This is a genomic window from Acidimicrobiales bacterium (genome assembly GCA_035512495.1).
In the GTDB taxonomy this organism is placed as follows: domain Bacteria; phylum Actinomycetota; class Acidimicrobiia; order Acidimicrobiales; family CADCSY01; genus DATKDW01.
Genome location: DATKDW010000011.1, coordinates 1 through 9,916 on the forward strand (window position 1 = coordinate 1; position 9,916 = coordinate 9,916).

The 9,916-nt window shown below is 70.6% G+C and carries 7 protein-coding genes; 1 reads left to right on the forward strand and 6 read right to left on the reverse strand.

Going from position 1 to position 9,916, the window contains the following annotated elements; translation table 11 throughout:
• On the forward strand, positions 1–2,097 hold a 2,097-nt coding region (locus VMN58_00640), incomplete at its 5' end, for an aconitate hydratase (protein HUF31697.1).
• Here the strand turns inward: VMN58_00640 and VMN58_00645 are convergent.
• The 6 genes from VMN58_00645 to VMN58_00670 form a co-directional block, all read right to left on the reverse strand.
• On the reverse strand, positions 2,072–3,100 hold the full coding sequence (locus tag VMN58_00645) for an EAL domain-containing protein (protein HUF31698.1): 1,029 nt from the start codon (positions 3,098–3,100) through the stop codon (positions 2,072–2,074). The genes VMN58_00640 and VMN58_00645 overlap by 26 nt on opposite strands.
• 116 nt (positions 3,101–3,216) lie before the next feature.
• Positions 3,217–3,372: a hypothetical protein gene (locus VMN58_00650; GenBank protein ID HUF31699.1), complete on the reverse strand. Its 156-nt coding sequence runs from the start codon at positions 3,370–3,372 to the stop codon at positions 3,217–3,219.
• Positions 3,365–4,678 carry a TetR/AcrR family transcriptional regulator gene (locus VMN58_00655; protein ID HUF31700.1) on the reverse strand — a complete coding sequence of 438 codons (1,314 nt, stop codon included), beginning with the start codon at positions 4,676–4,678 and terminating at the stop codon, positions 3,365–3,367. Before VMN58_00655 ends, VMN58_00650 begins: the two co-directional genes overlap by 8 nt.
• Positions 4,679–4,919: 241 nt before the next feature.
• Positions 4,920–6,221 carry a TetR/AcrR family transcriptional regulator gene (locus VMN58_00660; protein HUF31701.1) on the reverse strand — a complete coding sequence of 434 codons (1,302 nt, stop codon included), beginning with the start codon at positions 6,219–6,221 and terminating at the stop codon, positions 4,920–4,922.
• Positions 6,222–6,233: 12 nt separating this feature from the next.
• Positions 6,234–8,489, reverse strand: a complete 2,256-nt coding sequence (locus VMN58_00665; protein ID HUF31702.1) for a heparinase II/III family protein — start codon at positions 8,487–8,489, stop codon at positions 6,234–6,236.
• Between the two features lie 155 nt (positions 8,490–8,644).
• The gene (locus VMN58_00670) at positions 8,645–9,883 is read right to left on the reverse strand and encodes a DUF222 domain-containing protein (protein HUF31703.1); all 1,239 of its coding nucleotides are present in this window, start codon (positions 9,881–9,883) and stop codon (positions 8,645–8,647) included.
• Between the last annotated feature and the right edge of the window lie 33 nt (positions 9,884–9,916).

Consider the following 9,916-nt stretch of genomic DNA (forward strand, 5'->3'; position numbering starts at 1 on the left):
CCGGACCGGGTGGCCATGCAGGACGCCACCGCCCAGATGGCGCTGCTGCAGTTCATGACGGCCGGCCTCGACGAGGTCGCCGTGCCCTCCACGGTCCACTGCGACCACCTCATCCAGGCCAAGGTCGGTGCGCTGAAGGACCTCGCCGTCGCGGTCGACACCAACCAGGAGGTGTACGAGTTCCTGGAGACCGTGTCCCGCCGCTACGGCATCGGGTTCTGGAAGCCGGGCTCGGGCATCATCCACCAGGTCGTGCTCGAGAACTACGCCTTCCCCGGCGGGATGATGATCGGCACCGACAGCCACACCCCCAACGCCGGCGGCCTGGGCATGGTCGCCATCGGCGTAGGTGGCGCCGACGCCGTCGACGTCATGACCGGCTTCCCGTTCAACGTGCGGTGGCCCAAGCTCATCGGCGTGCACCTCACCGGCCGCCTGTCGGGGTGGACGGCACCGAAGGACGTGATCCTCAAGGTCGCCGAGATCCTCACCGTCAAGGGCGGCACCGGGGCCATCGTCGAGTACTTCGGCGAGGGCGCCGACTCCATCACCGCCACCGGCAAGGGCACCATCTGCAACATGGGTGCCGAGATCGGCGCCACCACGTCGCTGTTCCAGTTCGACGAGAACATCGCGGCGTACCTGAAGTCGACCGGCCGTGAGGCCATCGCCGACGCCGCCAACGCCGTGTCCGGCGACCTGCGCGCCGACCCCGAGGTGCTGGCGAACCCGGGCGAGTACTTCGACGAGGTCATCGAGATCGACCTGTCCACCCTGCCGCCGATGATCAACGGCCCCCACTCCCCCGACCGGGCGCACACCGTGGCCGAGGTCGGCCAGCGCGCCGAGGAGGAGGGCTGGCCGCTCGAGATCAGCGCCGCCCTCATCGGCTCGTGCACCAACTCGTCCTACGAGGACATCACCCGGGCCGCCTCCATCGCCCGCCAGGCCGCAGCCAAGGGGCTCAAGGCCAAGACCGAGCTGCTCATCACGCCGGGCTCGGAGCAGGTGCGCGCCACCATCGAGCGCGACGGGTTGCTGGCCGATCTCGAGGCCATCGGTGGCGACGTGCTGGCCAACGCGTGCGGGCCGTGCATCGGTCAGTGGTCCCGTCCGCAGGCCCAGCTCGACCAGGTCAACACGATCGTCAACTCCTACAACCGCAACTTCCCGAAGCGGAACGACGGCTCGGCCAACACGCTCAGCTTCGTGACCTCCCCCGACACCGTCATCGCCATGGCGCTCGCTGGTCGGCTCGACTTCGACCCCCGCACCGACGTGCTGGTCAACGACGCCGGCGAGGAGGTCCGCCTCGACGAGCCCGTCGGCATCGACCTGCCCCCGGGCGGCTTCGATCCCGGCGAGGACACGTTCATCGCACCCCCCGACGAGCTGTCCGAGCGCACCGGCGTCGACGTCAAGGTCGATCCCGGGTCCGACCGCATCCAGCTCCTCCAGCCCTTCCCCGAGTGGGACGGCCAGGACTACGTGGGCCTCCCCGTCGCCGTGAAGGCGCAGGGCAAGTGCACCACCGACCACATCTCGATGGCCGGCCCGTGGCTCAAGTACCGCGGCCACCTCGAGAACATCTCCGGCAACCTCTTCCTCGGCGCCGTCAACGCCTTCACCGGCGAAGCCGGCTCCGGCAAGGACCCGGTCACCGGCGAGGTCAAGCCCTACCCCGAGGTCATGCGCTCGCTGCACGAGGCCGGGCGCCCGTGGGCCGCCATCGGCGACGAGAACTACGGCGAGGGCTCATCTCGCGAGCACGCCGCCATGGAGCCCCGCTTCCGGGGCTGCGTCGCCGTGTTCGCCCGCAGCTTCGCCCGCATCGCCGAGACCAACCTGAAGAAGCAGGGCGTGCTCGCCCTCACCTTCGCCGACCCGGCCGCCTACGACCGCATCGGTGAGGACGACACCCTCAGCGTGCTCGGCCTGGCCGACCTCACCCCCGACGTCCCCGTGCGCTGCCAGATCGCCCACCCCGACGGCTCCACCGAGGACTTCGAGGCCACCCACACGCTGTCGCCCGAGCAGATCGAGTGGTTCGAGGCCGGCTCGGCCCTGAACATCATCCGCAAGCGGGGTGGCGGCTGACCGGGAGGGGCGTGAAGAGAGCTTCGAGGTCTCCGGGCCGCCCGAGGTGGTAGCCCTGCCCGACCATGATGCCCAGCTCACGGAGGGCTCGGAGCTCGTCGGCGGACTCGATGCCCTCGGCGACGACGTCGGCGCCGGCCCGGCGAGCGAACCCGCAGAGGGTCTCGATCAGGTACTGCTTCAGCGGTTCCCGGTGCACATCACGGATCACCGCGGCGTCGAGCTTGAGCTCGTCGGGGCGGCACTCGAGGATGCGGTGGAGTCCTGACCAGCCGGTACCGACATCGTCGATGGAGGTGCGTATGCCGAGCGCGGTGAGCTGCGCGCACACTCGCTGGACGTCGCAGTAGTCCTCGATCACGGCGTGCTCGGTGACCTCCACGGTCAGACGGCCGGCAGGGACGGTCGAGACCTCCTGCAGGAAGCGCGGATGCACCAGCGTCGTGGGGGAGACGTTGACGTTGAGCCGGACGGGTTCGGGGATCTCGCTGAGACGATCGAGGGCCCGGCGGACGGCCAGCACCTCGGCCTCGACACCCAGGCCCTGGTCCGCCGCCTCCCGGAAGAACCACTCCGGTCCGCCCGGGTGGAGCGGGAACCGGGCCAGTGCCTCCACCGCCAGCACCCGTCCGTCGTGCAGGTGCCGCAGCGGTTGGTACGCCATCTCCAGGGCGAGTCCATTGCGGACCACATCGAGCACCACCTTGCGGCGGTGGCGCGCCAGTCGCTCCGTCTGCTCGATCTCCTCCAGCTGCTCGGCCGCGAGGTCGGCCAGGGCCTGCACCGCTTCGAGCTCGCCATCGCGCAGGGCCTGGCCCTGATGACGAGAGCACCAGAGCATGCCGTGGGTCCGATCGTCGAAGCGCAGCGGCACGTGCACATCGGCGGACCGATCGCGGCCCGCACCGATCACGAAGGTCACCTCCATCCCGAAATGGGTCTGCACCACGCGCACCAAGCGGTGGACGACCGCTGCCCGCTCCTCCTGTGCAACATCGATCATGCGAGGCCCCCCTATGACCACGATCCGTGGCCGTTCCACCGCGGCCTACACAATATTGAAGCCAGATTCCGCCCGATGTGTCACCAGTTGTCACTCGATGCGACGAAATCGGTCACTCAGCGTCGTGACGAGTGCCGGATGCGGCCCTTTCCGTCACGCTTGGCCCGGTACGAGGCGGTCGTCTTGCGCCCCGAGATGTCCTCGACGTAGGACACGAAGTGGGTGATGGCGCCGGCGGCGTCGCGCACCGACTGGAGCGGTAGTTCAGGCATCGCTCGGCGCCACCAGCGCCCCGTCGAAGACGAGGCTCATCGTCTCGTCGACGACCCGTTCGTCGGACTCGTCGGCGAACAGCAGCGCCCGCATCGTGCAGAGCTGCACGAGGGAGCGCGCCAGGCGCTCGGTCTCCATCCGCCGGCGCAACTGTCCCGCGGTGCGCAGCGCCCGGATGTGGGGCAGGATCAGCCCTGGCAGCGGCATCATGGTGCGAGCGGCACGTGGTCCCTCGCCGTCGCCCGGAAGGGCAGCCTCGGCGACCACCTGGGTGACGAGGGCCTCCGTGGCACCACGGTTCTGCCGGGCCAGCTGGACGTAGCGGAGCAGCACCTGTTCGATGCGCCGGATCGGCCCCTCGTCCTCGGTGATCGGGACGGCTGCGATGGCCTCGAGCTCGGACATGTGACGGGCCCAGCCGGCGGCGGCCACGGCGGTGACCGTGCCGAAGTGGTGGAGGACGGCCTCTGGGCTGACGCCGGCGGCCGCGGCGACCTCGGAGACGCGCACGTCGCCTGGCGTCCGGTCGATGAAGAGGTGAGCGGCGGAATCGGCGATGTGGCGCCACGTCTCCGCCGGGGCAGCGTCGGCGCGTGCCTCGAGGCGGTGCACCAGGAACCGGGACTCGAGGTCGGCCAGCTCCGGAGCCGGCGACGCGTCGGACCGATCGACCCGGGGGCGGGTGACGCCGAGCAGGATCGCGGCGACGGTGTCGGCGTAGAGGTCGTCGCGCACCGCTCCGGCATCGACGCCGTGGCGCATCTGGAGGCCCTCGGCGACCGCGGTCATGATCACGGTGAGGTCAGGATTGGTGAAGGGCGGCAGCATCTCGCGACCGATCAGGCGCAGGCCTTCCGCGTACGAGGCCTCCACGGTGTCGGTGAGGGACCGGTAGGCCTCACCCAGCACGTCCCCGGCGGTACGGGCCGTGTCCTCGCACAGCGGCTGGGACCGCACCGCCCACAGCAAGCACTGCAGGGCGGGCAGGTCACCGTCGGCGACCAGGCCGGCCCACTCCGCGCGAGCGGCGGGGCGGATCCCCTCGAGCCCCCGAACCTCGTTGGCTGTCGTCGCGGCGCCGGACAGGCGCTCGACCCGCTCGGCCCAGTGGGCGGCGAACGTGTCGGCCACTGCGTGAGCGAAGTGGGCCCGGTTGCGGAAGTGGTGGAAGAACGACCCGGTCGTCACCCCGACCTCGTCGGCGATGGCCCGTGTCTCCACGCCGGCGAGCAGCTCCTGGAACTGTTGCCGCGCCAGCAGGGAGATCCCCGCCTCGACCAGCTCCGCCCGCCTGTCCACCGTCACGGCGGGGAACGTACTCCCAGGTCAGGCCCGGTTTCGGGACCGGACGGCCGATTCCGCCCATTGCCGCTGCTACGGATCGGCATCACCGCAGCAATGTCTTGTCACGGCGCATGTCAGTGCACGATGGTTCACTGACCTCGTAGCGGGAACCTGAGCGGGCCGCAGTGCGGCTTGCCTGTCCCTGAGCGCGAGGTGTTCCGGCGCACTCCGGAGCGCCTCGCCTCGGGAACACGTGTGCGTCTCAGCGTCCGGCGCCGCCGGTGAGCGCGCCCTCGAGGACCAGGCCGAAGGTGTCGTCGATGATGCGCTCCACCGGGTCGTGCGGGGTGGCCAGCGTCCGCATGGCCACGATCTGCAGGGCCGTGCGGGCCAGGCCGTGACTGCCGACCCGCCGCCGCAACCACCCTCGGGTCCGCAGTTCTCGGATGTGGGGGATGAGCAGCTCGGCCAGCGGCACGGTGGTCAGCAGCCGGGCCGCGACCTCGTCCTCACCCTCCCGGCGGGCGTCGTGCAGCACCTCGGCCATCAGGCCCTCCAGTGCGCCTCGATGCTCGATGCCGAGCTCGACGAAGCGGCCGAGCACCTGCTCCATCCGCACGATCGGCCCCTCGTCCGCCGTGATGGGTCGGGTGGCGATGGCCTCGAGCTCGGGCAGGTACTGCGCCCACCCGCACGCGGCCACGGCGGTGACCCGCCCGAACTGGTGGTACACGGTGCTCGTGCTCACGCCGGCGGCGTCGGCGATGTCGGACACCTTCACGTCCGCGACCGCCCGATCATCGAAGAGTGGAGCGGCGGCGGCGGCGATCTGTCGCCACGTCTCCCGCTCCCCCGTCGACCGTCGACGATGCGACGACGGGACCAGCTTCGCCTCGAGCGCGGCCAGGTCGACGCCGGCCGCCGGCTCACCTCGCGGACGCGTCAGCGCCACGAACGTGCTGGCCACCAGATCGGCGAACAGCCCGTCCCGCACCAGCTGCGGGTCCACCCGCTGGCACATCTGGATCCCGTCGACGAGGGCGTTCATCGTCACCGCCAGATCGTGCTCGTCGAACGGCGGCATCATCTCCCGCCCCATCGCCACCACCATCCGGCGGTACGCCGGCACGACCGACTCGAGCAGGTACTCGTAGCTGCGTTGCAGCACGTCGGCGCCGGTGTCGCCCTCGTCCTCGCTCACCGGCCGGTGCCGGGCGACCCAGAGGAGGTGGAACAGGTACCCCTGCACCTCCTGGGCCTCGATCTTCTCCCAGTCCCGCCGGCGGACCAGCGCCCGCACGTCGACGCCCTCCTCGGTCGCGGTGGCCTCGAGCTCGGCCACGAAAGCGTCCACCGCAGCCCGCCACATCTCCTCGAACCGTCCCGCCACCGCATCGGCGAACTGCCCCCGGTTGGCGAAGTGGTGGAAGAACGACCCGGTGGTGACGCCCGCAGCCACGGTGATGGATCGCGTGTCGACGCTGGCCAGCGCATCCTGGAACCGCTGGCGCATCACCAGCTCGATGCCGGTGTCGACCAGCTGACGTCGTCGATCGCCGGCCATGGGCGAGCGACCCTAATCCGAGGACACGACAGCTCCGACGCCGGCCGGCAGTACCAGCAACGGTGCCCCGTCGGCGTCGAACGACGACCCGTCGACCATGGTCGACGCCAGGACCTTGCCGCCCCGGTTGCGACGGACCATGGCGAAGGTCGCGTCGGTCGAGTGGCCGGCCGCCGACACCGTCGCGGCGTCCCCGGTCTTGAGCAGCACCAGGTCGGTGAACGCCCCGTGCTCGACCACCACGGCGATGCCACCGTCCGCGGGCACGGCCCGCACGGTCGGGGCCCGCTCCCCCGGCGCCGTCGGCGCCAGCACGGCGATCGACTCGAAGGCCGCACCAGTGCTCGACACCTCCAGCCGCGGCTGGGCCCGCCGGCCCGCGCCGAGGTGACGCCAGTCCTGGGCGTCGTCGGGCGTGAAGGATCCGACCGAGGAGGTGAACGGCTGCGCCGCGTGCATCGTCACCGACATCCCCGCGCCGTTCGGGGCGTCGACCCGCACCCGCCCCGGATCGGATCCGAGCCGCGTCATCGTGTTCGACCAGTCGGTGTGGAGGAACCAGGTGTGGTCGTGGTCGCCCCCGCCCTGTTCGAACCGGTCGGCCACCACCACGTAGTCGCCCGTCCCGCCCCGTCCCTCGCGGACGTGCAGGAACACCCGCTCGGCCCGCTGGGGCTGATCGGTCATGTACGCCTTGCGGGCGTCGCCGACGGCGATGTCGAGCCCACCGGTCTCGCCCACCTCACCGGCCGTGGATGCGAACGCCCGGAGGTCGCCCTTGCCCAAGAAGTCCTGGCTGCGCCCGTCGGCCACCAGGTAGTTGTGGGCCTCGGTCTCCGACGTGCGGCCTGCCTCGGCATCGCCACCGGCCGTCTTGGCCAGCCAGTTGGCGTAGCGGCTGTCGACCACCAACCGGGCGCCCTCGGCGTAGAGCACGAAGGAGTTGACGTCCTGGTTCTGGTGGACGCTCTCCCCCCAGTCGTTCTGGCGGGACTCGAAGCTGGCCATCAGGTCGCCCTCGTCCCAGCCCGAACGCACGTGGACCAGACCGCGGCCGGGGAACGCCTTGGCCAGCGGCAGCATCGACGACGGGTCGAAATCCGGGTCGGCCTCCTCGTACCAGAGGATGGTCGGCATCGACGCGTCCACTGCGGCTCGGGGGCCCTTCAGCCGGACCTCGTCGTGGATCCAGCGCGACAGCGCCGGCGTGTCGCCGTGGGTCCCCGACCACAGGGTGAAGTACGGGTTGAACTCGTAGTAGCGGGCGTCGTTGATCGGGTTCACCGCACCACCACCGGGCAGGACCTCGTAGGCCACCCACTCCTGCTGGCGATCGACCCCGCCGACCCGGTCGATCCCCGGGTGACCGGTCTGGCGCAGGGCGTGGTTCAGGAACGTCGGCACCCGCATGCCGTAGTTGCCGTAGAGCACGCCCTCGATGCCGGCGCCCTCGGAGTCGAAGCCCTCGTGGAAGTAGGCGCGGGTGAGCTGCTCACCCCGCACCACCCAGGCTCGGGCCTCGGGCACCTCGTGCCACAGGGCCAGGCCGGCGGTGGCCAGCGACGCGGCGTTGACCGCCCCGATGTTCGAGCCCGACGACGTCGTGCCCCACCACGCGGTGGCGGCGTGGCCGAACTGCTGCTGGCCGAGGGCGGTGACGACCCCGAGCAGCTGGGCCCGTTCCTCCGCCGTGAACCCCGGGTGCAGCAGGTCGTAGGCGAGGGCGAAGCCGTTCAGGCGATGGGCCCGCTGGATGTAGAACTCGTCCACCCCGGGCTCGCGCGGCGCACCGTGGTCCGGAGCAGTGGCCACCACGTACTGCAGCAACCCACGGGCCTTCTCCAGGTAGACGTCGTCACCGGTGATCTGCCACGCGAAGCCGAGCTCGGCCAGGTCATCCCGGCCATAGCTGCGGCTCTCGAGGTCCTCGAGCCCGTCCTGGTACGACGACCGCCCATCGCAGCACGCATCGACCCGGGCCTGCATCCCCGCCCACGCCCGTCCCACGACCGACGTCGGGTCCGCACCCAGCACCCGCTCCCGGATCGCCGGGAGCTCATCGGCCTCGAACAGCATCCACGGGTGCTGGCCCGGCACGTCGAGCAGCGCCATGTCGGGATCGACGGCCGCGACGAGCGGCGGGTCCATCGGATCGAAGGTCCCCTCGATCGGTGCCGGCACCTCGACCTTGATCGGATCGTGCAGCGGATCGCCCACCGCCACGCCCCCGCCGGCGGCGACCAACGCCCCGACGACCAGTACCACCATCCACGCCCGAGCTCGCCCCATCCCGGGTGATTCGTCAGCTCGACCCCCCAATCCTGTCCGTCCGGTCCGCAGACGGCACTCGACGGTGCCCCCGCACGGGGCGGGGGTGACCGGAAGCCGTTGGGTTGGAGCCTGGGCTGTGCCGTCGCCGCGTCCTACGCGGCGACCGCTTCGGGCGGCGGTCTCCGCCGGCCCGAGCCGAGCTCGTTCCCGTATCGGTCGAGGAACAACGGCATCCCATCCACCATCAGCACCGACAACACCCCCGAATGGATCGCGTTGTGATGATGCCGACAGAGGAACACCATGTTGTCGATGTCGGTGCCACCCAGGTAATCCCAGAACACCACGTGGTGGGCATCGCAATGCGCCGGCGGCCGGTCACAGCCCGGAACAGCACAGCCCCGATCTCGAGCAGCCAAGGCCCGGCGCAGCTGGCGGTTGGCGTAGCGCTCCTCCCGCCCGAAGAACAACATCACCCCGGCGGCGTCGAGCACCACCGACTGATACCGCGACCCGCACCGCATCCGCCGCATCACATCGATCGGCAGGACGGTCCCGTCGGTCAGCTCACACAGCGAATCGGCATGCCGACCGCCGAAGCGGTACGTGTCCTCATCGACGTGGACCATGAACAGCGGCTCACGCCGATCGGGGTTGCCCTCACCGGCCGCGCCGGCCTCGACCAGCTCGCCCAGCGCCTCGGCCCGACGCATCCCCGGCGTACGAGACGCCAACCCGTCATCGGGGTTGGCCTCGGTCACCTTCTTGTCCCGGTGGAACAGCTGATCGACCCGCTCCTCCAGCGCCGCCAGCAGCGGCAACCCAGCGTCCAGGCCAAAGTCACCGTTGAGGCGCACCCGATCCCCCACCCGGCTGGCGCTCAGCGTGTCGTGCTGGGGGTCGCGGGGTTCGACCCCATCCATGTCCCACAGCTCGATCCAGGCGTCGACCTTCACCGCCAGCTGATCCGCCGTGCACCCCATCGCCTGCACCACCAGGTCGACCTCTTGGTCGGCGAAGGCACCCCGCACCCGCGGGTTGGCCACACAACGAGCCAGCACCCGGGCATGGGCCTCGGTGATCGACCCCTCGGCCAACGCCTCCCGGGTGTGGGACATCTGCTGCAGACGGTTGGCCAGCTGCACCCGGCTCCCCGCCACCGCCCGAGACGTGCCCGTCTGAGCCGCCAACCAGTTCGCCACGTTGTACGCCGCATCGAGCTGCCACGCCCCCGACCGGTCGAACATCCCCAGCGTCTCGTACACCTGCGCCTCGAACCGCGTGCGGACCTGCTCCACCCGGGCCATGTGCACCACCGACTCCGCGACCGACAAGGACTCCACATCCACCGCCAGCACCTCGACCAGCTCCTCAGCGAGGGACCTCCCCATACCGCACATGATAGGGCGAACACCAGTTCGAGT

Bases quoted from the DNA above. Each gene is read 5' to 3' on its own strand.
- VMN58_00660 (HUF31701.1), bottom strand. From the start codon at position 6,221: ATGGCCGGCGATCGACGACGTCAGCTGGTCGACACCGGCATCGAGCTG.
- VMN58_00665 (HUF31702.1), bottom strand. From the start codon at position 8,489: ATGGTGGTACTGGTCGTCGGGGCGTTGGTCGCCGCCGGCGGGGGCGTG.
- VMN58_00670 (HUF31703.1), bottom strand. From the start codon at position 9,883: ATGGGGAGGTCCCTCGCTGAGGAGCTGGTCGAGGTGCTGGCGGTGGAT.
- VMN58_00645 (HUF31698.1), bottom strand. From the start codon at position 3,100: ATGATCGATGTTGCACAGGAGGAGCGGGCAGCGGTCGTCCACCGCTTG.
- VMN58_00650 (HUF31699.1), bottom strand. From the start codon at position 3,372: ATGCCTGAACTACCGCTCCAGTCGGTGCGCGACGCCGCCGGCGCCATC.